Genomic DNA, 20,714 nt, shown 5'->3' on the forward strand with positions numbered 1-20,714 from the left:
GGCTCACGCCCGGATGCGCAGGCCCCGCGGGGTGGCGATGAAGCCCGCCTCTTCCAGGAGAGCGCCGAAGGGCGACGTCAGGGCCGCGGCGCCGTTGACGCGTTCCACCGTGACCGTGCCGAGGGAACCCGCACGGGCAGCGGTGGCGAGGGCCTCCGCGGCGGCGCGCAGAGCGGGATCCTCGGCCGGCGGACCGTCCGGGGCGGAGGGCCACAGCAACAGGGTCTTGCCGCCGCGCTCCATGTACAGCACCGGCTCCCCCTCCACCAGCACCACCAGGGACCCCGCCTTGCGGCCCGGTTTGTGCGTGGCTCCGGCCGGGGGCTCGGGCCAGCCCAGGGCCGCGCCGTAGGCGTTCGCCGGGTCGGCGGCGGCCAGGACGACGGCCCGGGAAGCGGGGGAGGGACGACCGCCACGGCCGGGGGGACCGGCGTCGTACGAGCCGCGCGGGAGGCCGGAACCGCCCTGGGTGCCACCGCCCCACGGGCCACCGGCAGATGGCCGGGCGTGGTCGCGTGGGAAGACGTGGTCACCTCGCGGGGGCGACGGGGCGGGCGCGGAGACTCCGGCGGGGCCGTCCGGGCCGTCGGCCTCTGCGTGACCGCCGTCCGTGAAGTCGCCGAAGGGGGAAGCGCTGAAGGCCCGGTCGTCCGGCGCGGAGCCGTCGGGCGAGGCGGGCCCTGCGGGGCCGCCGCTGCCGAAGCCCGCTCGGCCGGGGTGGCCGTCGCCGCGCTCACGGGCGCCCGCGACCGCACGCAACCGGTCCACCGCGCCCTCCATGGCGAACTGTGCCGCGCCGAGTCCCTCCACGACATAGCCGCGCCGGGCCTGTCCGCTCTCCTCGAAGGCGGCCAGGATGCGGTACACCGCCGAGAAGCCTCCCTCGACGCCCTCGGCGGCGACGGCGCCGCGGGTCACCACGCCGTGCCGGTCCAGCAGCGTGCGCGCCAGGGCGTGGGCGCGCACCGTGGGGTCCGCCTCGCGGGCCGGGAGCAGCGACCACCGGCCCGCGACCGTCGGCGGGCCCGAGCGGGACGTGGCGCGGGCGGCGGCCGTCAGCGAGCCGTAGCGTCCCCGCGGCACCGCGCGCCTGGCACGGTGAGCGGTGGCGCCCGCGGTACGCCCCGAGCCCAGCAGGGCGCGCAGGGGCGCCAGTGTGTCGTTCGTCAGCCGTCCGGACCAGGCCAGGTCCCACAGGGCGTCGGCCAGCTGCGGGTCCGTGACGTCCGGGTGCGTGGTGGTGCGGACCTGGTCGGCGATCTGCCGGAAGAACAGGCCGTAACCGCCGGAGAGGCTGTCCAGGACGGACTGGTGGAGAGCGGTCGTCTCCAGGGGGTGCGGAGGCGGCAGGAGTACCGGGGCCGCGTCCGCGAGGTACAGCGAGACCCAGCCGTCCTTGCCGGGCAGGGAACCCGCTCCCGCCCACACCACCTCGCCGGCGGCCGTGAGCTCGTCCAGCATCGCCGGCGTGTAGTCCGCCACCCGGGACGGCAGGACGAGCTTCTCCAGCGCGGACGCGGGCACGGACGCGCCCTGCAACTGCTCGACGGCCCGCAGCAGCCCGTCGACGCCGCGCAGGGCGTGTCCCTTGCCGATGTGCTGCCACTGGGGCAGGAACTGGCCGAGCGCGGCCGGCGGCACCGGCTCCAGCTCGTGCCGCAGCGCGGCCAGGGAACGGCGGCGCAACCGGCGCAGTACCGTCGCGTCGCACCACTCCTGGCCGATCCCGGCCGGATGGAACTCGCCCTGTACGACCCGGCCGGCCGCCGCGAGCCGCTGCAGGGCCCCCTCGGTCACCGCGACGCCCAGACCGAAGCGGGCGGCGGCGGTGACCGACGTGAACGGCCCGTGGGTACGCGCGTGGCGGGCGAGCAGGTCGCCGAGCGGATCCTTGACCGGCTCGGTGAAGGCCTCGGGCACGCCCACGGGCAGCGCCGTGCCCAGCGCGTCGCGCAGCCGGCCCGCGTCCTCGATCGCCGCCCAGCGGTCGACGCCGGCGATCCGGACCCTGATGGCGCGGCGGGCCGCGGCCAGCTCCCGTGCCCACTGCGGTTCCGCGCCGCGCTCGGCCAGCTCGGCGTCCGTGAGCGGGCCGAGCACGCGCAGCAGGTCCGCGACGCCCTCCGGGTCCTTGACGCGCCGGTCCTCGGTGAGCCACTGCAGTTCGCGCTCCAGCTCGCCCAGCACGTCCGCGTCGAGCAGCTCGCGCAGCTCCGCCTGGCCGAGCAGCTCGGCCAGCAGCCGCGAGTCCAGCGACAGGGCCGCGGCCCGGCGCTCGGCGAGCGGCGAGTCGCCCTCGTACAGGAACTGGGCGACGTATCCGAACAGCAGGGAGCGGGCGAACGGGGACGGTTCCGGGGTGGTGACCTCGACCAGGCGCACCTTGCGGGACTCCACGTCGCCCATCAGCTCGACCAGCCCCGGCACGTCGAAGACGTCCTGGAGGCACTCGCGGACCGCTTCCAGGACGATCGGGAACGAGCCGTACTCGCTCGCCACCTCCAGCAGCTGCGCGGCACGCTGGCGCTGCTGCCACAGCGGGGTGCGCTTGCCGGGGCTGCGGCGCGGCAGCAGCAGCGCGCGGGCGGCGCACTCCCGGAAACGGGACGCGAACAGGGCCGACCCGCCCACCTGGTCGGTGACGATCCGGTCGACGTCAGCCTTGTCGAAGACGACGTCGGCCGCGCCGACGGGCGCCTGCTCGGCGTCGTACTCCAGGCCGGGCTTCGACGGTTCCTGGTCGAGCAGGTCCAGGCCCATCAGGTCGGCGTCCGGCAGGCGCAGCACGATGCCGTCGTCGGCGTGCATGACCTGGGCGTCCATGCCGTACCGCTCGGACAGGCGGGCGCCGAGCGCGAGCGCCCAGGGGGCGTGGACCTGGGCGCCGAAGGGCGAGTGGACCACGACGCGCCAGTCGCCCAGCTCGTCGCGGAAGCGCTCCACGACGATGGTGCGGTCGTCGGGCACGTGGCCGCAGGCCTCGCGCTGCTCGTCGAGGTACGCCAGCACGTTGTCCGCCGCCCACGCGTCCAGGCCCGCGGTGACCAGGCGCAGTCGGGCGTCCTCCGTGCCGAGGGAGCCGACCTCGCGCAGGAAGGCGCCGAGCGCGCGGCCCAGTTCGAGGGGGCGGCCCAGCTGGTCGCCCTTCCAGAAGGGCAGCCGGCCCGGTACGCCCGGAGCGGGGGAGACCAGCACCCGGTCGCGTGTGATGTCCTCGATGCGCCAGGAGCTCGTGCCGAGCGTGAAGACGTCCCCGACCCGGGACTCGTACACCATCTCCTCGTCGAGCTCGCCGACCCGGCCGCCGCCCTTCTTGGGGTCGGTGCCGGCGAGGAAGACCCCGAAGAGCCCGCGGTCGGGGATCGTCCCCCCGGAGGTGACGGCGAGGCGCTGCGCGCCCGGGCGGCCGGTGACGGTCCCCGCGACCCGGTCCCACACCACGCGCGGGCGCAGCTCGGCGAAGGCGTCGGAGGGATAGCGGCCCGCGAGCATGTCCAGGACGGCCGTGAAGGCCGACTCCGGGAGCGAGGCGAAGGGGGCGGCGCGGCGGACGGTGGCGAGCAGGTCGTCGACCCGCCAGGTGTCCAGCGCGGTCATCGCGACCAGCTGCTGGGCCAGCACGTCCAGCGGATTGGCGGGGATCCTCAGGGCCTCGATGGCGCCGCTGCGCATCCGCTCGGTGACCACGGCGGCCTGCACCAGGTCGCCGCGGTACTTGGGGAAGACCACGCCCGTGGAGACCGCGCCGACCTGATGGCCCGCGCGGCCGACGCGCTGGAGACCGGAGGCGACGGAGGGCGGTGACTCGACCTGGACCACGAGGTCGACGGCGCCCATGTCGATGCCCAGCTCCAGACTGGAGGTGGCGACCACGGCCGGCAGGCGCCCCGCCTTGAGGTCCTCCTCGACCAGGGCGCGCTGCTCCTTGGAGACCGAGCCGTGGTGGGCGCGGGCGATCACGGGCGGTGCGCCCAGGGCCGCCCCGGAGCCGCCCATGAGGTCGGCGGGGGAGTGGTGCTCGCCCAGGGGCTCGCCGGTCGCCCGCTCGTATGCGATCTCGTTGAGCCTGTTGCACAGGCGCTCGGCCAGGCGGCGGGAGTTGGCGAAGACGATGGTGGAGCGGTGCGACTGGACGAGGTCGGCGATGCGCTCCTCGACGTGCGGCCAGATCGACGGGCGCTCGGCGCCCTCGCCGCCGTCGGCGACCGGGGAGCCGCCGAGCTCCCCCAGATCCTCGACCGGGACGACGACGGAGAGGTCGAACTCCTTGCCCGACTCCGGCTGGACGATCTCCACCTTGCCGCGGGGGGCGAGGAAGCGGGCGACCTCGTCCACCGGACGGACCGTCGCCGACAGGCCGATCCGGCGAGCCGGCTTCGGCAGCAGCTCGTCCAGCCGCTCCAGGGTGAGCGCGAGGTGGGCGCCGCGCTTGGTGCCCGCCACCGCGTGCACCTCGTCCAGGATCACCGTCTCCACGCCGGTCAGCGCGTCGCGCGTGGCCGACGTCAGCATCAGGAACAGGGACTCCGGGGTCGTGATCAGGATGTCCGGCGGCCGGGTGGCCAGGGCCCGGCGCTCGGCGGCCGGGGTGTCGCCCGAGCGGATGCCGACCTTCACCTCCGGCTCGGGCAGCCCGAGCCGGACGGACTCCTGGCGGATGCCGGTCAGCGGACTGCGCAGGTTGCGCTCGACGTCGACGGCCAGGGCCTTGAGCGGGGAGACGTACAGCACCCGGCAGCGCTTCCTCGGGTCGGCCGGCGGGGGCGTGGAGGCCAGCTGGTCCAGGGCGGCGAGGAAGGCGGCCAGCGTCTTGCCGGAACCGGTGGGAGCGACCACCAGCACGTCCGAGCCCTCCGCGATGGCCTGCCACGCGCCCGCCTGGGCGGCGGTGGGCGCGGAGAAGGCCCCCGTGAACCAGCCGCGGGTCGCGGGGGAGAAGCCGTCCAGGGCTCGGTGTGCGGAGCTGACCATGGACCCATCGTGCACCCGGGCACTGACAATCGCCCTGAACTGGGCGGACGCGGTGGCGGCCTCGTTCCCGGGCTCGGACCGGGCCGTGCCGGAGGGGCGCCGGAAAAGCGCCGGAGGGGCGGGACGGCTGCGCCGGAGGGGCGGGACGGCTGATCGCCGTACGGGGTGGCCGCGTGTCCCGGCCGGGGGCCCGCCGATGACGCCGGGGCGTCCGGGTGGCGGAGAATGGCCCCATGGCGGGATCGGGTGAGCGGGCGCGGCACTGGCGGTACGCCGAACTGCCCGGCGTCGATCTGCTGCGCGCCCAGTACATACGGAAGACGTTCGTCCGGCACACGCACGAGCACTTCGTCATCGCCGCCATCGCCGACGGCGTCGAGATCTTCCACCACGGCGGGAGCGACCGGTACGCCGGCGCCGGATCGCTCGCACTGGTCAATCCCGACACCCCGCACACGGGCCGGGCCGGTGTGCCGGAGGGCTGGCGGTACGGGGCGGTCTACCCGGCGCCCGAGCTGGTGGCCGCGATCGCGGCGGAGACGACCGCACTGCGCGGCACGCCGGGCTTCGTCCGGCCGGTGCTCGACGACCCGTACGCCGTCGAGCTGGTGCACCGGGTGCTGCGGGCCGCCGACGAGGGCAACGCGCTCGCCGCCGACACCCTGCTGCGGGTGGCCGTGACCCGGCTGCTGCGGCTGAACGGCGGCCCGCTGCCACGGCGGGAGGTGCGGACCGCCGGGGCCCGGGTCGCGGCACGCGCGCGTGCCGTGCTGGAGGAGCGGATGGCCGCTCCGCCGAGCCTGGAGAAGCTCGCCGCAGAGCTCGGGAGCAGTCCGTTCGCGTTGCTGCGCGCCTTCCGGGACGCGTACGGGATGCCGCCCCACACCTGGCTGACGGACGCCCGGGTGCGCCGGGCGCGGCGGATGCTGGACGCCGGGACGGCACCGGCCGAGGCCGCCGTCGCCGTGGGCTTCACCGACCAGCCGCACCTGAACCGGCACTTCGCGCGGATCGTGGGCGTACCGCCCGGCGCCTACCAGCGGGAGCGCAAGAACGTACAAGATGCGCGACGGCGGCTGCCCCTACCGTCCGAGGCGTGACAGAACAGACAGTCGTTCCCGGCACGGGCACCGTCGAGGGCAGGCCGGACGCCGCCGTCGTACGGGACGCCCTCGGGGTGGGAGTCGCCGTCGGGTTGTCCGGGTTCGCCTTCGGGGTGACCTCGGCGGGCAGCGGGCTCACCTTGCTGCAGACATGCGCGCTCAGCCTCCTGGTGTTCACCGGGGCGTCCCAGTTCGCGCTCGTGGGAGCGCTCGCGGCCGGCGGCAACCCGTTCACGGCCGCGGCGGGAGCCTTCTTCCTGGGCGTGCGCAACGCCTTCTACGGGCTGCGGCTGTCGCAGTTGCTGGCCCTCCCGCGCGCGGTGCGGCCGTTCGCCGCGCAGTGGGTCATCGACGAGACGACGGCCGTGGCACTCGCGCAGCCGACGCGGCGCAGCGTCCGGATCGGGTTCACCGTGACCGGACTCACCCTGTACCTGTTGTGGAACCTCACCACCCTGCTGGGCGCGCTGGGCGCGGAGGCCGTCGGGGACACCGACGCCTGGGGCCTCGACGCGGCCGGGCCCGCGGTCTTCCTGGCGCTGCTCGCGCCGATGCTGAAGACCACCACCGAGCGCGCGGTCGCCGCGCTGGCCGTCCTGCTGGGGCTCGGCCTGCTGCCCGTGCTGCCCGCCGGGGTGCCCGTCCTGGTGGCGGCGCTGGCGGCGCTGGCCGTCCTGTGGGCGGAGGGACGCCGCAGGGGCGGGGCGCAGTGCGGTGCCCAGGACAACAACACACAGGGCTCCGGGCAGGAGGGAGAGCGTTGAACACATGGATCGCGATCGGCGTGACCGCGCTCGGCTGCTACGCCGTCAAACTCGTCGGGCTGCTCGTTCCCGCGGGCGCCCTGGAGCGGCCGTCGGTCAGGCGTCTCGCAGCCCTGCTGCCCGTCGCACTCCTCGCCGCGCTCACCGCCCAGCAGACCTTCGCGGACGGGCGGGCGCTCGTCCTGGACGCGCGGGCCGCAGGAGTCGCCGCGGCCGCCGTGGCCCTGGTGCTGCGGGCGCCGTTCCTGCTGGTCGTCGCGGCGGCCGTCCTGGTCACCGCGGGCGTGCGGGCCATGGGCGGATGAGGCGGGCGGGCCCGGTCAGCCGACGGGGCGGCCGTAGGCCCGGAGCGTGCGCAGGGCGTCGAGCGTCACCCGGGGGCGTGCCTCCAGCACGGGGGCGGGCGCCCAGCGGCGCCAGCGGACGGGCCAGCCGCCGTCCTCGTCCTGTTCCGCCGCGAGGAAGTCGAGGGAGCGGGCCATCTCGTCATCCGTGAACCACGCGCGCGCGAGGGAGTGCGGGTTCCTCGCGTAGTCGTGGGGGAAGTGGTGCTCGCCCGGGGCGTAGCCGGGGGAGAGCGGATAGGTGTCGCGGGCGTCCGGATCGAGCACCGCGAGGCGCTGTTCGCGCACCAGGCGGCCCAGCCGGTCGGCCGCCGCCTGCGCGCGCGGGCGGTCGGGGGCGGCGTCCAGGAAGGCCACGGCGGCCTCGACCTCGTACGGGTGGGAGGTCCGCACCGACTCGACCGCCCGCCAGCAGAAGTCCGTGGCCCGGAACAGCCAGGCGTGCCAGACCTCGTTGCGGTGCAGCAGACCGACCACCGGCCCGGTGGCGAGCAGCTCCCCGGGAGGGTCGTCCACCACCGGTACGAAGGGGGCGGCCGGATAACCGCGCTGGCTGGGATGGATCGCGGGCAGGGCTCCGTCGGCGGTGGACACGGAGGTCAGATAGCGGCACACCCGCTGCACGCGCTGTCCGCCGCAGCGCCCGACGGCGTCCAGGACGCCGAGGGCGCGCGCGGTGTGCAGCGGCTGGCTGACGGGACCGCGCAGATCGGGCTCCAGGGCGTGACCGTACCCGCCGTCCTCGTTGCGGTAGGCGTCCAGCGCCGTCTCGACCGGTTCGACGTCGCCGTCGCGGAAGTGGTACGCGAACAGGCGCTGCTCCAGCACGCGCGCGGTGAGCCAGACGAAGTGCTCCGCGCGCGCGAGCGGGGTGCGCGCCGGGGGCGTCGGGGGGAGTGGAGAAGCTCCGTTTTCGGCCATGCGTCAGACGGTAGGGCGGAAAGCGGTCCCCGCACATGGTCCCGGCCCGGGGCCCACTCTCAGGGACGGGATACTGGAGGCATGCGGTTGACGGTCTTCTGGGAGCGGATGACGGAGCACTTCGGTCCGGGGTACGCCGACACGTTCGCGCGCGATCACGTGATGACGGAGCTCCGTGGTCGTACGGTGCACGAGGCGCTGGACGCCGGCTGGGACGCCAAGGACGTGTGGCGGGTGGTCTGCACGGTCATGAACGTGCCGCAGGAGCAGCGCTGATCGGCCACGAAGATCACGGGCCGTGCGTCCGCTGTCGGTGGCGTGGGCGAGACTTGGACCGTGGCACCCACTGATGAGACCGGGCAGGCGGCCCGGCACACCCCTCCGTCCGGCACGACGCCGCCCGCCCCGCCCCCGGCCGGCGGCACCGCGGGGCCGGGCGCCCGTATGCCGCGCTGGCTGCCGCGGGCCATGGTGCTGGCCCTTTCACTGATCGCCGTGTTCCAGCTGGGCAGCTGGGCCTTCCACCAGCTCACCGGCCTGCTGATCAACATCCTCATCGCGTTCTTCCTGGCGCTCGCCATCGAGCCGGCGGTGAGCTGGATGTCCGCGCGCGGCATGCGCCGCGGACTGGCCACCTTCATCGTCTTCCTCGCCGTGCTGATCGCCGCCGCGGGGTTCGTGACGTTGCTCGGCTCCATGCTCGCGGGCCAGATCGTCAAGATGGTCGAGGACTTCCCCGACTACCTCGACTCCGTGATCAACTGGGTCAACGGCCACTTCCACACCGAGCTGAGAAGAGTGGACGTCCAGGAGGGCCTGCTCCGCTCCGACTGGCTGCGCAACTACGTGCAGAACAGCGCCACCGGCGTCCTGGACGTGTCCGCCCAGGTCCTCGGCGGCCTCTTCCAACTGCTGACGATTCTGCTGTTCTCGTTCTACTTCGCCGCCGACGGCCCCCGGCTGCGGCGCGGACTCTGCTCCGTCCTGCCGCCCGCCCGGCAGGCCGAGGTCCTGCGCGCGTGGGAGATCGCCGTGGACAAGACCGGCGGTTACCTGTACTCGCGCAGTCTGATGGCGCTGGTCTCCGGCATCGCGCACTACATCTTGCTGGAGATCCTGGGGGTGCCCTACGCGCCCGCCCTCGCCGTGTGGGTGGGGCTGGTGTCGCAGTTCATCCCCACCATCGGCACCTATCTCGCGGGTGCCCTGCCCATGCTGATCGCCTTCACGGTCAACCCCTGGTACGCGCTGTGGGTCCTGGGCTTCGTGGTGGTCTACCAGCAGTTCGAGAACTACGTGCTGCAGCCCAAGCTGACCTCGAAGACCGTGGACATCCACCCCGCGGTCGCCTTCGGCTCGGTCATCGCGGGCACCGCCCTTCTGGGCGCCGTCGGCGCGCTGATCGCCATCCCGGCGGTCGCCACGCTCCAGGCGTTCCTCGGGGCGTACATCAAGCGGTACGACGTCACCGACGATCCGCGCGTCCACGGGCACCGCGACCGCCGCGGGGCCGGGGGCGGGGCTTTCACGCGCATACGGAAACTGTGGGCCCGGCGGCCGGGCACGATGCCCCCCGGGGAGGACGGGCCCGGCGACGGCACCACCTGAGCAGTGCCCCGGGCGGCCGGGTCAGTACATCAGGCCGGCCCACACCCCGGCGGCGGCGACGGCGGCCGCGTAGCAGCCCGCCGCCACGGCCACGATCCGTCGCCGTACCGTCTCGTCCCACGAGGTCAGGGACAGCAGCCGGGCCAGTACCGGCAGGACCAGGACGGCGTGCAGGCTCACCCCGTGCAGCGGCTTGAGCGGAGCCGTGGAGTGGTAGGCCGCCTCCTGGTGGCCGGCCCGGGTGAGGACCACGCCCCGCGCGATCATCGCGGCACCGGAAGCCAGCCCGACGAGCAGTGCCGCGAACCCGGACCGCACGGCGAGGTCCATGCCCGAGGGTCCCGTGGGCCGGTGGCGGAACGACACGACCGCGAACACGCCCAGCAGCCCGACCAGGACGCCACCGCCCACTGCGAGGGACATGGACACGGCCGTGTCGAACGGCGTCTCCATGTCGAGGTGCGAGGGCATCTTGCGCCACGCCTGAAGGGTGATGCCGGCGACCTCGAGGACGCAGTCGGCCGCGAACACGGCGAGCAGCGCGGCGCGCGGCCCCGGCCGGACGCGCAGGTACGAGGTGACCCAGGTGACGGTGATCAGAGTGACCCCGAAGGACAGCCCGAACGTCACCGGCTTGCGCCAGGAGACCGGCCCGTCCCAGGGACCGCCGTCCACGGCGAACACCACCAGGTGCACGAGACCGGAGAGGACCAGGAGAAGGCCGGTCGCGTGGCACGCGCGCGTCACCGCGGACCGGACGGGTGGCGGGCCGTTCGCGGGCGGGGGGTCAGGTGCGGTCCGGTGGGCGGTTCCGGTGGCGGCTCGGGCGGTCCCCTCGTTCTGCATGGGACGAGCCTGGCCCGGCACCCGCCGCCCGGTCGTCGTCCGCCCGGAGACACCTGCCGTACGCCGGGAGGAGGAGACCTCGGCCGGACACCGGCGGGGAGGACGGCCGTGCGGGATCAGCCCTGTGGTTCCTGCGGCTTGGCATCGACCTCGCGCAGGCTCTGGTCCTTGACCTCCGTGCGGGTCTCCGTGCGGTGGCCGCGGGCGATGTAGTCCCGGACCACTGCCTCGACGGCGTCCTGGGGCGAGCCGATGCCGGCCAGGACCATCACCTCCACCACCAGTTCGGCGTCGAGACTGATGCTGACCTTCGCCATGGGTCCCCTCCTCGCGTCGTGTGCGCGCACTCTAGCCGCGGGCACCGCGGACGTACGCTCGGAGGTGCCGTGTGATGCGCTTGACACAAAAATCGAACATCCATTCTCATGGAGGCTCAGGCGAGGCTCGTGACGGGCGATTCGGCTGGGTTTGGACGGAGAAATGCCCGAGTTATCCACAGGCCGGACCCGCATCGAGGCGCATTGTCAGTGGCAGGCATTAGCGTCTTTGACGTGAAGCGATCGAATCAAGCAAACCGGGTGGAACCCATGGCAGGCACCGACCGCGAGAAGGCCCTGGACGCCGCGCTCGCACAGATTGAACGGCAATTCGGCAAGGGCGCGGTCATGCGCATGGGCGACCGGTCGAAGGAGCCCATCGAGGTCATCCCGACCGGGTCGACCGCACTCGACGTGGCCCTCGGCGTCGGCGGCCTGCCGCGCGGCCGCGTCATCGAGGTCTACGGTCCCGAGTCCTCGGGCAAGACGACCCTGACCCTGCACGCGGTGGCCAACGCGCAGAAGGCCGGCGGGCAGGTCGCGTTCGTGGACGCGGAGCACGCCCTCGACCCCGAGTACGCGCAGAAGCTCGGCGTCGACATCGACAACCTGATCCTGTCCCAGCCGGACAACGGCGAGCAGGCCCTGGAGATCGTGGACATGCTGGTCCGCTCCGGCGCCCTCGACCTCATCGTCATCGACTCCGTCGCGGCCCTCGTGCCGCGCGCGGAGATCGAGGGCGAGATGGGCGACAGCCATGTCGGTCTGCAGGCCCGCCTGATGAGCCAGGCCCTGCGGAAGATCACCAGTGCACTCAACCAGTCCAAGACGACCGCGATCTTCATCAACCAGCTCCGCGAGAAGATCGGCGTGATGTTCGGCTCCCCGGAGACCACGACCGGTGGCCGTGCGCTGAAGTTCTACGCCTCGGTGCGTCTCGACATCCGCCGCATCGAGACGCTGAAGGACGGCACGGACGCGGTCGGCAACCGCACCCGCGTCAAGGTCGTCAAGAACAAGGTCGCGCCGCCCTTCAAGCAGGCCGAGTTCGACATCCTCTACGGCCAGGGCATCAGCCGCGAGGGCGGCCTGATCGACATGGGTGTGGAGCACGGCTTCGTCCGCAAGGCCGGTGCCTGGTACACGTACGAGGGCGACCAGCTCGGCCAGGGCAAGGAGAACGCGCGCAACTTCCTGAAGGACAACCCCGACCTCGCCAACGAGATCGAGAAGAAGATCAAGGAGAAGCTGGGCGTCGGTGTGCGTCCCGAGGAGCCGGCCGCCGAGCCTGGCACGGACGCCGCGGTCTCCGCCGCCCCGGCCGCCGCCGTACCGGCGGTGCCCGCCTCCGCGACGGCCAAGACCACCAAGTCCAAGGCCGCGGCAGCCAAGAGCTGACCCGTGACACGACGAACCGACTGGGCCGAGTACGCCTGTCCGGACACCGCCGCGCGGGAGCGTGGGCGGCGGATACCGGGTGACGCGGACTTTGCCGGTGCGGACGGCGACGGATACGGCGCGGACGGTGACGGAGCGTACGGGGCGGACCCCCGCGTCGCCATGGGCGGCACGGACGGCCTCGCACCGTACGACACCGGGGAGCCGTACCGCGGCGACGGACCGCGCCGTGGCGGCGGCCGGGCTCGTGGGGCGGGCGGCCCCCGCGGGCGCCGTCGACGCGAGGGCGCGGAGCCGTTCGCCGAGGACGGAGGTGCCACTTCCTCGTCGAGGGCCGAGAAGGGGGAGCCTCCGCGGGACCCGGTGGAGCAGGCACGGGCGATCTGTCTGCGCCTGCTCACCGGGACCCCGCGCACGCGCAAGCAACTCGCCGAAGCGCTGCGCAAACGGGAGATCCCGGACGAGGCCGCGGAGGAGGTGTTGTCCAGGTTCGAGGAGGTCGGCCTGATCAATGACAGCGCCTTCGCCGACGCCTGGGTGGAGTCCCGGCATCACGGTCGTGGACTGGCCCGGCGCGCTCTCGCCCGGGAACTGCGGACCAAGGGCGTCGACTCCACCCTCATCGACGCGGCGGTGTCCCAGCTGGACTCCGAGCAGGAGGAGGAGACCGCACGGGAGCTGGTCGCCCGCAAACTGCGCGCCACCCGCGGCCTCGACCGCGACAAGAGGCTGCGCCGTCTCGCCGGCATGCTGGCCCGCAAGGGCTACCCCGAAGGCATGGCCCTGCGGGTGGTCCGCCAGGCCTTGGAGGAGGAGGGCGAGGACACGGAGTTCCTCGGCGACGAGGGCTTCTGACCGGGCAGGACACCGCTGTACCACCCCTCCGTCGGCCTCTGGCCCGGCGGACTCCGTCCCGGCCGCTCCGGGTGCGCTACGGCACGGCCACCGGCAGTCCCGCCGCGCGCCAGGCATGGAACCCGCCGACCAGATCGGTGGCCCGGTGCAAGCCCAGGCGGTGCAGGGACTCCGCGGCGAGGCTGGAGGCGTAGCCCTCGTTGCACACCACCACGACTCGCAGATCGTGGCTCGTGGCCTCGGGGACGCGGTGGCTGCCCTGCGGATCCAGGCGCCACTCGAGTTCGTTGCGCTCGATCACCAGGGCGCCCGGAATCAGGCCGTCCGCGTCACGCAGGGCGGCGTACCGGATGTCGACCAGCAGCGCCTCACCGGCCTCGGCGGCGTCGTATGCCGCGCGCGGCTCGATACGCCTGTAGCCTCGTCGCACCCGCTCCAGCACCGTGTCGATTCCGATCGGCTCGTTCACTGCCAGTCCTCCGGGCGTTCGACCTCCTCCAGGCGCAGGACCTGGCCGCTGCGACTGTAGCGACGGATCCGCGGCAGGGGCGGGTAGTACGCGTGGACGGAGATCGCGTGTCGGTCGGGGGACTCGTTGAGCACCTCGTGGACGTGGTGCCGCCCGAAGGCGCGCCCCTTGCCCGCGGGCAGCCGGCGTACCCGGTCCACGCCGTCGGTGAGCTCCAGGGTCTTCCAGCCGTCGGTGGGCAGCCGGGCGGCGAGCGCGTTCTCCTTGAGCTCGCCCGTCGCGGTCACGAAGGCACCCACCGAGTCGGCGTGGTCGTGCCAGCCGGTGCCCGTGCCGGGCGGCCAGCCGATCAGCCAGGCCTCGCTGCCGCCGGGCCCCTCCAGCCGTACCCAGGTACGGCCCTCGGGGTCGAGGGGGAGCGAGGCGATCAGTCCGGCGTCGGCGGCGATGCGCTGGACGAAGACGAGGAGGTCGGCCTGAGTCGGCGCGGGAGCGCTCGTGGCCGTCGTCGGGGCAGGGGCAGGGGAGGACACAGACACGGGTACCGTCCTGGGAGTTCGCGAGGAGGCGCGCGGAGGCATGCCGAAGCGGGGCGCGCGGAGGAAAGCGATGCGAATTCAGCAGGACGGGCGACACACGCAGCCCGCATAGCGGACGAGGTCCATGTGGACCCTCCGCCACAGGCGCACATCGGTGTCGGTCACGCTCCGGAGTAGACCATGACGGCGTGGGCCGGTCAACTCACCGTCACCGAGCGGACAGCGGCCGATGAGCACGGAACCACTCACAGCGCCGGCGACCACCCGGTCACCGGCTCTGTGAGCGGCAACCGACGACCGGCAACCGACGACCGGCCATCGACGACCGGCCACCGACGACGGGCCGCCGCCACTCCATGGGCAACCGTTCAGCGGGCCCCGGCCGCGGCTCCGGCCGCGGTGTTCGCCCCGGCCCCCGCCTCCGCGGCCGCCTTCTTCGCCCCGCCCAGCGCCGCCTCCGCGGCCGTGTACAGGTCGGCCGGACGCACCCCGCTCAGCGCCGTGACCAGGTCGCCGTCGGGCCGTACCAGCAGCACCGTGTGCGCCGCGGCCCCCGGGTAACTCTCGGCGACCAGCAGCTCGGCACGGTGCGGCAGGGCTGTCACCGCCGCCGCCAGCCGGGGCATGACGCCGGCGGTCACCCAGTGCTTGCGGTCCCACACCCCCGTGCCCGGCGCGATCAGCACCACCAGCAGCGCACCGCGCCCCAGCCGGTCCCGCAGCCGCACGAACGTGCCGTCCTCCGCCGTGACCCGCACGTCGGTGACGGGAGTTCCCGGCGCCGTACCGACGGGCACCTCGCCGTCGAGGCGCGGAGGCATGAGCGGCGAATCGACGTGAGCCCCCGGTGCCCCCAGTGTCCCGCGCCCCAGGTGACCGTCGGCGAGCAGCGCGTCGTGACCCCGGGCCGCGCCGGGGACGTACGACCGCAGGCCCCCGCCACCGCGCAGCAGCGGCAGTACCTGGTCGGCGGCGCGCAACCGCGCCGCGACGGCCGTGCGCCGCTCCTTCTGATAGCTGTCGAGCAACGCTTCGTGGGGCCCGTGGTGCCAGGCCAGGGCGAGTTTCCAGGCCAGGTTGTCGGCGTCCCGCAGTCCCTCGTCGAGGCCCTGGGTGCCCAGCGCGCCGAGCAGGTGCGCCGCGTCCCCGGCGAGGAACACGCGGCCCACCCGCCAGCGGCGGGCCAGCCGGTGGTGGACCGTGTGGACGCCGGTGTCGAGGAGTTCGTACACCGGAGTGGCTCCGGCCCGCCAGCCGGTGAGGGTCTCCCGGACCCGGTTCACCAGCAGCTCGGGCGTGACCAGATCCTTGCCGGGCGGCAGCAGCCAGTCCAGGCGCCACACGCCGTCCGACAGGGGGCGGCCGACGATCTCGCCGGCCGACGGACCGGACGTCCGCCAGGGTGGCGCCCGGTGGAGCAGTGCCTCGTCGGTCCAGGGGAGCTCGGTGCGCAGTGCGGCGACGGCGTATCGTTCCACCGCCGTACGCCCGGGGAAGCGGATGTCCTGGAGCTTGCGCACGGTCGAGCGGGGGCCGTCGCAGCCGACCAGGTAACTGCCGCGCCACCAGGTGCCCTTGGGGCCGCGGGTGTGGGCGGTGACACCGGACGTCTCCTGCTCGAGGCCGTCCAGACGGCTGTCCACCGCGACCTTCACGAGGGGTTCGCGGGCCAGGGCGGCGCGCAGGACACCGGTCAGCACATGCTGGGCGATGTGCAGCGGCGCCGGGTCGGCGTCGTCGAACGCGACCTCGCGCGTCACCTGCTTGCGCCGCATCGCCCGCCATCCGGCCCAACGGAAGCCCGCCTCGGCCAAGGACGCACCGGTCAGTCTCTCGACGAGGGCGACGACGTCCTCACGCAGGACGACGGTGCGCGCGAGGCGTGGTTCGTCCTTGCCCGGGCCCTCGTCGAGGACGACGCAGGGCACCTCCTGACGTGCCAGCGCCAGGGCGAGCGTGAGCCCGACGGGCCCCGCTCCGGCGATGATCACCGGGTCCACGGTGCGGTGCCCCCTGCCTGTGGCGGCGTCCCGGGGGACGTGGGTGAACAGGAAGTTGGAGCAGGGTGCACGGTCACAGAACGTATGCAACCCATTGCCGCTGCTTGCGTCAAGCGACGGAGGCAGTGGCGATCATGCCACTGCCTCCGTGATGGTCGCACACTCTGATGCGGGGTCAGGTCTTGGCCACGCCGGTGCCGGCGGTCGGCGTTCCGGGCGTGCCCGCGTCGTCCACCTTGAGCACCGCACCGGTCGACTTCTTGGCCCGCCGCAGACGCCGCTCCAGCCAGCTCGCGAAGCTGGTGAGGGTGAAGTTGAGGGCGATGTAGATCACGGCTACCACGGTGAAGCTGGCGATGACGTTGGCGCCGTAGTAGCCGCTCATCGTGTTGGCCGAGGCGAGCAGCTCGGGGAAGGTGAGAACCGCGCCGCCGAGGGCTGTGTCCTTCAGGATGACGACGAGCTGGCTGACGATGGCCGGCAGCATCGCGGTGACCGCCTGCGGCAGCAGGATCAGCCGCATGACCTGTCCCTTGCGCAGGCCGATCGCCATCGCGCCCTCGGCCTGGCCCTTGGGCAGGGACAGGATGCCCGAGCGGACGATCTCCGCGAGGACGGAAGCGTTGTACAGCACCAGTCCGGTGACGACCGCGTAGAGCGGACGGTCGTCCGAGCTGACGCTGGTGTACTCGGCGAACAGCGCCAAGCCGAAGATCATCAGCACCAGCACGGGGATGGATCGGAAGAACTCCACCACGATCGCGGCCGGGACACGGACCCAGACGTGGTCCGAGAGCCGGGCGATACCGAGGACGGCGCCGAGCGGTAGTGCGATGACCATCGCCAGCGCGGCGGCCTTCAGGGTGTTCTCCAGACCGGGCCAGATGTACGTGGACCATGCCTCGGAGCCGGAGAAGAACGGCTCCCACAAGGGCCATTCCAGCTGTCCCTTGTCCTTGAGGGTGCCGAACACCCACCACAACAGGGCCGCGAGGGCGGCGAGGAAGACCACCGTGAGGACGACGTTTCGCCGCTTGGCGCGCGGCCCCTGGGCGTCGTACAGAACGGAGCTCATCGCTTCACCGCCACCTTCTTGCCCACCCAGCCGAGGATCAGGCCGGTCGGCAGTGTCAGAACCACGAAACCGAACGCGATGACCGCGGAGATCAGCAGCAGCTGCGCCTCGTTCTCGATCATTTCCTTCATCAGCACCGCCGCCTCGGCGACACCGATGGCGGCGGCCACCGTGGTGTTCTTGATGAGAGCGATCAGTACGTTCGCCAGCGGAACGACGGACGAACGGAAGGCCTGCGGCAACACCACCAGGCTCAGCACCTGGCTGAAGCTGAGTCCGATCGCGCGGGCGGCCTCCGCCTGTCCTACCGGCACGGTGTTGATGCCGGAGCGCAGAGCCTCGCAGACGAAAGCCGAGGTGTAGAGGATCAGACCGAGTACAGCGAGCCGGAAATTGATCGTCTCGACGTCGTTCGCGCCGAGGGTGACCCCCAATGTCTGGTTCAGGCCCAATGAGGCGAACAGGATGATGACGGTCAGCGGGATGTTCCGCACGATGTTCACGTACGCGGTCCCGAAGCCGCGCATCAGCGGCACCGGACCGACGCGCATGGCGGCCAGGGCGGTGCCCCAGATCAGGGAGCCGACGGCGGAGAGCACAGCGAGCTGCACGGTCGTCCAGAAGGCTCCCAGCAGGTCGTAATCCTTGAGAAAGTCGAACACGATCTCCCGCGCTTTCGCGTGTAGGGAGGCCCGCCCCGGTGCGCCGCCCCTTCCGGCGGGCGGCGCACCCTGTCAGGCGCTGCCTCAGCTCTTGATGTCGCCGATCTTCGGCGCGGGCTCGTTCTTGTAGCCGGCCGGACCGAGGTTGTCGTCCACGGCCTTCTGCCAGGACTTGTCGGCGACCATCTCCTCAAGGGCCTTGTTGATCTTGTCCTTGAGGTCGCTGCCCTTCTTGACGCCGATGCCGTAGTTCTCGTTGGTCATCTTGAAGCCGCCGAGCTTGAACTTGCCCTTGAACTGCGACTGGGCGGCGTAACCGGCGAGGATCGAGTCGTCGGTGGTGAGCGCGTCGATGGCACCGTTCTGCAGGCCGGGCAGGCAGGCCGAGTACGTCGGGTATGGCTGCAGCTGGGCCTTGGGGGCCAGCTTGTCCTTGACGTTCTGGGCCGAGGTGGAGCCGGTGACCGAGCAGAGCTTGGCGTTGTTCAGGTCCTCCGGCGACTTGATCTTGTCGTCGTCGGCGCGGAGCAGCACGTCCTGGTGAGCGAGCAGGTACGGGCCGGCGAAGTCGACCTTGGCCTGGCGCTTGGGCGTGATCGAGTACGTGGCGACGATGAAGTCGACGTCACCGCGCTGCAGCATGGTCTCGCGGTCGGCGCTCTTCGACTCCTTCCACTCGATCTGGTCCTCGGCGTAGCCGAGCTTCTTGGCGACGTACGTGGCGACGTCCACGTCGAAGCCCTCGTAGCCGTTCGGGGTCTTCTGGCCGAGGCCCGGCTGGTCGAACTTGATGCCGATGGTGATCTTCTTGCCACCACCGGAGCCGCCGTCGCCGCTGTCGTCACCGCCGCACGCGGTGGCGGTCAGGGCGAGGGCGAGAACGGTGGCCGAGGCGGCGGTGACCTTGCGGAGCTTCATGGTGAACATCCTTTGGCTGTGATCGAACTGCGATCGGACGATCAGCGGGTCAAACGATCAGATGCGGGCCATCGGGGCGGGTGACGAAGCGGCGGGTGCCGGAGCGGCAGATGCCGAGGTTCACCGGCGCCGTGCCGGGAGCGTCAGTGATGGAGGATCTTCGACAGGAAGTCCTTGGCACGGTCGCTGCGCGGATTGCTGAAGAACTGCTCCGGCGCGGCCTCTTCGACGATGCGACCGTCCGCCATGAACACCACGCGGTTGGCGGCGGACCGGGCGAAGCCCATCTCGTGCGTGACCACGATCATGGTCATGCCGTCCTGGGCGAGCTGCCGCATGACCTCCAGGACCTCGTTGATCATCTCCGGGTCGAGAGCCGACGTCGGCTCGTCGAAGAGCATGACCTTCGGGTCCATGGCCAGTGCCCGCGCGATGGCGACACGCTGCTGTTGACCACCGGAGAGCTGGGCCGGGTACTTGTCCGCCTGGGCGCCCACGCCGACCCGGTCGAGCAGGGTCCGGGCCTTCTCCTCGGCCTTCTTCGCGTCGACCTTGCGGACCTTGATCTGGCCCAGGGTCACGTTCTCGAGCACGGTCTTGTGCGCGAACAGGTTGAAGGACTGGAAGACCATGCCGACGTCGGCGCGCAGCCGGGCCAGCTCCCTGCCCTCGGCGGGCAGCGGCTTGCCGTCGATCGAGATCGTGCCGGAGTCGATGGTCTCCAGGCGGTTGATGGTGCGGCACAGGGTGGACTTGCCGGACCCGGAGGGCCCGATGACCACGACGACCTCGCCGCGGGTGATCGTCAGGTCGATGTCCTGGAGCACGTGCAACGCGCCGAAGTGCTTGTTGACATTCCTCAGCACGACCAGCTCGCCGGTCGCGGCCACGTCCTTCTTGGCCACCGATACTTCGGTCATCGCTTTCGAGCTCCGTCCTCCTCGGTTGGGGAGGACAGTAGTAACGCGGAATGACCTGCGTCTCTACATCTGAGGGGAATCTGAGCATCACGATCCGATAGCAATCGGGCACGCGTCGTAGCTCGGACGAGCAGGGCGCATATCGGCCGGATAACTTCGAGCGGCCGCAACCGGAAGCCTCTTGACGCCGTCCCCCTCCATCGGCGTCACTGCACAGGGCACGCGCGCGTGCACACGTCGTGCACCCATCCTGTCGTACCGCCCTGTTGTACCCGTCCCGACCGTACGGCCGATGAACCGAAGGAGGCCCGGATGAGACTTCTGCTCGTCGAGGACGACAACCACGTCGCCGCCGCCCTGTCCGCGGTCCTTGCCCGGCACGGCTTCGACGTCACCCACGCGCGCAACGGTGAGGAGGCGCTCCAGGCGCTCGTGCCCGAGGGCGACGGCTTCGGCGTCGTCCTGCTCGACCTCGGCCTGCCGGACCAGGACGGCTACGAGGTCTGCGGCAAGATCCGCAAGCGCACCGGCACCCCGGTGATCATGGTCACCGCCCGCTCCGACGTCCGCTCCCGCATCCACGGCCTCAACCTCGGGGCCGACGACTACGTGGTCAAGCCGTACGACACCGGGGAGCTGCTCGCCCGGATCCACGCCGTCAGCCGGCGCACCACCCACGAGGACGCCCCGGGTACCACCGATACCGCGGTGCGCCTCGGAGCCGTGCTCATCGAACTGCCGACGCGTCAGGTCAGCGTCGACGGTGCGGTCGTCCAGCTCACCCGCAAGGAGTTCGACCTCCTCGCCCTGCTCGCGCAGCGTCCCGGCGTGGTCTTCCGCCGGGAGCAGATCATCAGTGAGGTGTGGCGCACCAGTTGGGAGGGGACCGGGCGCACCCTGGAGGTGCACGTCGCCTCCCTGCGCGCCAAACTGCGCATGCCCGCCCTCATCGAGACCGTACGCGGCGTCGGGTACCGTCTCGTCGCCCCCATCGCGTAGCGGGG

The 20,714-nt window shown here is 72.3% G+C and carries 20 protein-coding genes; 8 read left to right on the forward strand and 12 right to left on the reverse strand.

What is annotated here, in order from left to right:
• Positions 1 to 3: 3 nt before the first annotated feature.
• Positions 4 to 4,971: an ATP-dependent helicase gene (locus ACIRFH_RS27390; protein WP_403526144.1), complete on the reverse strand. Its 4,968-nt coding sequence runs from the start codon at positions 4,969 to 4,971 to the stop codon at positions 4 to 6.
• Between the two features lie 233 nt (positions 4,972 to 5,204).
• Between ACIRFH_RS27390 and ACIRFH_RS27395 the strand changes: the two genes are divergently transcribed.
• Genes ACIRFH_RS27395 through ACIRFH_RS27405 form a run of 3 tightly spaced genes read left to right on the forward strand, consistent with a single transcriptional unit; the run spans position 5,205 to position 7,143 of the window.
• Entirely contained in the window at positions 5,205 to 6,071 is an 867-nt protein-coding gene (locus tag ACIRFH_RS27395) for an AraC family transcriptional regulator (RefSeq protein ID WP_403526147.1), read from the forward strand.
• Positions 6,068 to 6,838, forward strand: coding sequence for an AzlC family ABC transporter permease (locus ACIRFH_RS27400; protein WP_403526150.1), 771 nt, complete (start codon positions 6,068 to 6,070; stop codon positions 6,836 to 6,838). Before ACIRFH_RS27395 ends, ACIRFH_RS27400 begins: the two co-directional genes overlap by 4 nt.
• Complete coding sequence (locus ACIRFH_RS27405; protein ID WP_403526153.1) at positions 6,835 to 7,143, forward strand: AzlD domain-containing protein; 309 nt, start codon at positions 6,835 to 6,837, stop codon at positions 7,141 to 7,143. Before ACIRFH_RS27400 ends, ACIRFH_RS27405 begins: the two co-directional genes overlap by 4 nt.
• Positions 7,144 to 7,158: 15 nt before the next feature.
• Here ACIRFH_RS27405 and ACIRFH_RS27410 read toward each other — a convergent pair whose 3' ends face one another.
• Entirely contained in the window at positions 7,159 to 8,103 is a 945-nt protein-coding gene (locus ACIRFH_RS27410; protein WP_403526156.1) for a hypothetical protein, read from the reverse strand.
• 81 nt (positions 8,104 to 8,184) lie between these two features.
• Between ACIRFH_RS27410 and ACIRFH_RS27415 the strand changes: the two genes are divergently transcribed.
• On the forward strand, positions 8,185 to 8,379 hold the full coding sequence (locus ACIRFH_RS27415) for a DUF3046 domain-containing protein (RefSeq protein WP_403526159.1): 195 nt from the start codon (positions 8,185 to 8,187) through the stop codon (positions 8,377 to 8,379).
• A gap of 60 nt (positions 8,380 to 8,439) precedes the next feature.
• Positions 8,440 to 9,711 carry an AI-2E family transporter gene (locus tag ACIRFH_RS27420; RefSeq protein ID WP_403526162.1) on the forward strand — a complete coding sequence of 424 codons (1,272 nt, stop codon included), beginning with the start codon at positions 8,440 to 8,442 and terminating at the stop codon, positions 9,709 to 9,711.
• Between the two features lie 21 nt (positions 9,712 to 9,732).
• Here ACIRFH_RS27420 and ACIRFH_RS27425 read toward each other — a convergent pair whose 3' ends face one another.
• Together ACIRFH_RS27425 and ACIRFH_RS27430 are read right to left on the reverse strand one after the other, a co-directional pair.
• A complete protein-coding gene (locus ACIRFH_RS27425) occupies positions 9,733 to 10,557 on the reverse strand; it encodes a hypothetical protein (RefSeq protein ID WP_403526165.1) in 825 nt (274 codons plus the stop codon).
• Between the two features lie 116 nt (positions 10,558 to 10,673).
• Positions 10,674 to 10,874, reverse strand: coding sequence for a DUF2191 domain-containing protein (locus ACIRFH_RS27430; RefSeq protein WP_403526168.1), 201 nt, complete (start codon positions 10,872 to 10,874; stop codon positions 10,674 to 10,676).
• A 270-nt stretch (positions 10,875 to 11,144) separates the two neighbouring features.
• Between ACIRFH_RS27430 and recA the strand changes: the two genes are divergently transcribed.
• Together recA and recX are read left to right on the forward strand one after the other, a co-directional pair.
• A complete protein-coding gene (gene recA, locus ACIRFH_RS27435; protein ID WP_403526171.1) occupies positions 11,145 to 12,272 on the forward strand; it encodes a recombinase RecA in 1,128 nt (375 codons plus the stop codon).
• 3 nt (positions 12,273 to 12,275) lie between these two features.
• A complete protein-coding gene (gene recX / locus ACIRFH_RS27440) occupies positions 12,276 to 13,127 on the forward strand; it encodes a recombination regulator RecX (RefSeq protein ID WP_403526174.1) in 852 nt (283 codons plus the stop codon).
• Positions 13,128 to 13,203: 76 nt separating this feature from the next.
• Here the strand turns inward: recX and ACIRFH_RS27445 are convergent, their stop codons facing one another.
• The 8 genes from ACIRFH_RS27445 to ACIRFH_RS27480 all read right to left on the reverse strand — a co-directional run bounded on the left by ACIRFH_RS27445 (position 13,204) and on the right by ACIRFH_RS27480 (position 19,710).
• Positions 13,204 to 13,596, reverse strand: coding sequence for a rhodanese-like domain-containing protein (locus ACIRFH_RS27445; protein ID WP_403526177.1), 393 nt, complete (start codon positions 13,594 to 13,596; stop codon positions 13,204 to 13,206).
• Positions 13,593 to 14,135, reverse strand: a complete 543-nt coding sequence (locus tag ACIRFH_RS27450) for a cysteine dioxygenase (RefSeq protein ID WP_403526180.1) — start codon at positions 14,133 to 14,135, stop codon at positions 13,593 to 13,595. Before ACIRFH_RS27450 ends, ACIRFH_RS27445 begins: the two co-directional genes overlap by 4 nt.
• Positions 14,136 to 14,213: 78 nt before the next feature.
• Complete coding sequence (locus ACIRFH_RS27455; protein WP_403526183.1) at positions 14,214 to 14,468, reverse strand: putative leader peptide; 255 nt, start codon at positions 14,466 to 14,468, stop codon at positions 14,214 to 14,216.
• Between the two features lie 35 nt (positions 14,469 to 14,503).
• Positions 14,504 to 16,135 carry an FAD-dependent monooxygenase gene (locus ACIRFH_RS27460; protein WP_403526186.1) on the reverse strand — a complete coding sequence of 544 codons (1,632 nt, stop codon included), beginning with the start codon at positions 16,133 to 16,135 and terminating at the stop codon, positions 14,504 to 14,506.
• A 175-nt stretch (positions 16,136 to 16,310) separates the two neighbouring features.
• Positions 16,311 to 17,210, reverse strand: coding sequence for an amino acid ABC transporter permease (locus ACIRFH_RS27465; protein WP_403526189.1), 900 nt, complete (start codon positions 17,208 to 17,210; stop codon positions 16,311 to 16,313).
• Positions 17,207 to 17,872 (reverse strand): amino acid ABC transporter permease, encoded by a 666-nt coding sequence (locus tag ACIRFH_RS27470; protein WP_403526192.1) that lies wholly within the window; start codon positions 17,870 to 17,872, stop codon positions 17,207 to 17,209. Before ACIRFH_RS27470 ends, ACIRFH_RS27465 begins: the two co-directional genes overlap by 4 nt.
• A gap of 84 nt (positions 17,873 to 17,956) precedes the next feature.
• Complete coding sequence (locus ACIRFH_RS27475) at positions 17,957 to 18,790, reverse strand: glutamate ABC transporter substrate-binding protein (RefSeq protein ID WP_403526195.1); 834 nt, start codon at positions 18,788 to 18,790, stop codon at positions 17,957 to 17,959.
• Between the two features lie 143 nt (positions 18,791 to 18,933).
• Positions 18,934 to 19,710, reverse strand: coding sequence for an amino acid ABC transporter ATP-binding protein (locus ACIRFH_RS27480; RefSeq protein ID WP_403526197.1), 777 nt, complete (start codon positions 19,708 to 19,710; stop codon positions 18,934 to 18,936).
• Positions 19,711 to 20,022: 312 nt separating this feature from the next.
• Here ACIRFH_RS27480 and ACIRFH_RS27485 point away from each other — a divergent pair, with 312 nt between their 5' ends.
• Positions 20,023 to 20,709: a response regulator transcription factor gene (locus ACIRFH_RS27485; RefSeq protein ID WP_403526200.1), complete on the forward strand. Its 687-nt coding sequence runs from the start codon at positions 20,023 to 20,025 to the stop codon at positions 20,707 to 20,709.
• The last annotated feature ends 5 nt before the right edge of the window (positions 20,710 to 20,714 follow it).

Origin of the sequence: Streptomyces sp. NPDC093586, from assembly GCF_044764905.1 — a bacterium.
In the GTDB taxonomy this organism is placed as follows: Bacteria; Actinomycetota; Actinomycetes; order Streptomycetales; family Streptomycetaceae; genus Streptomyces.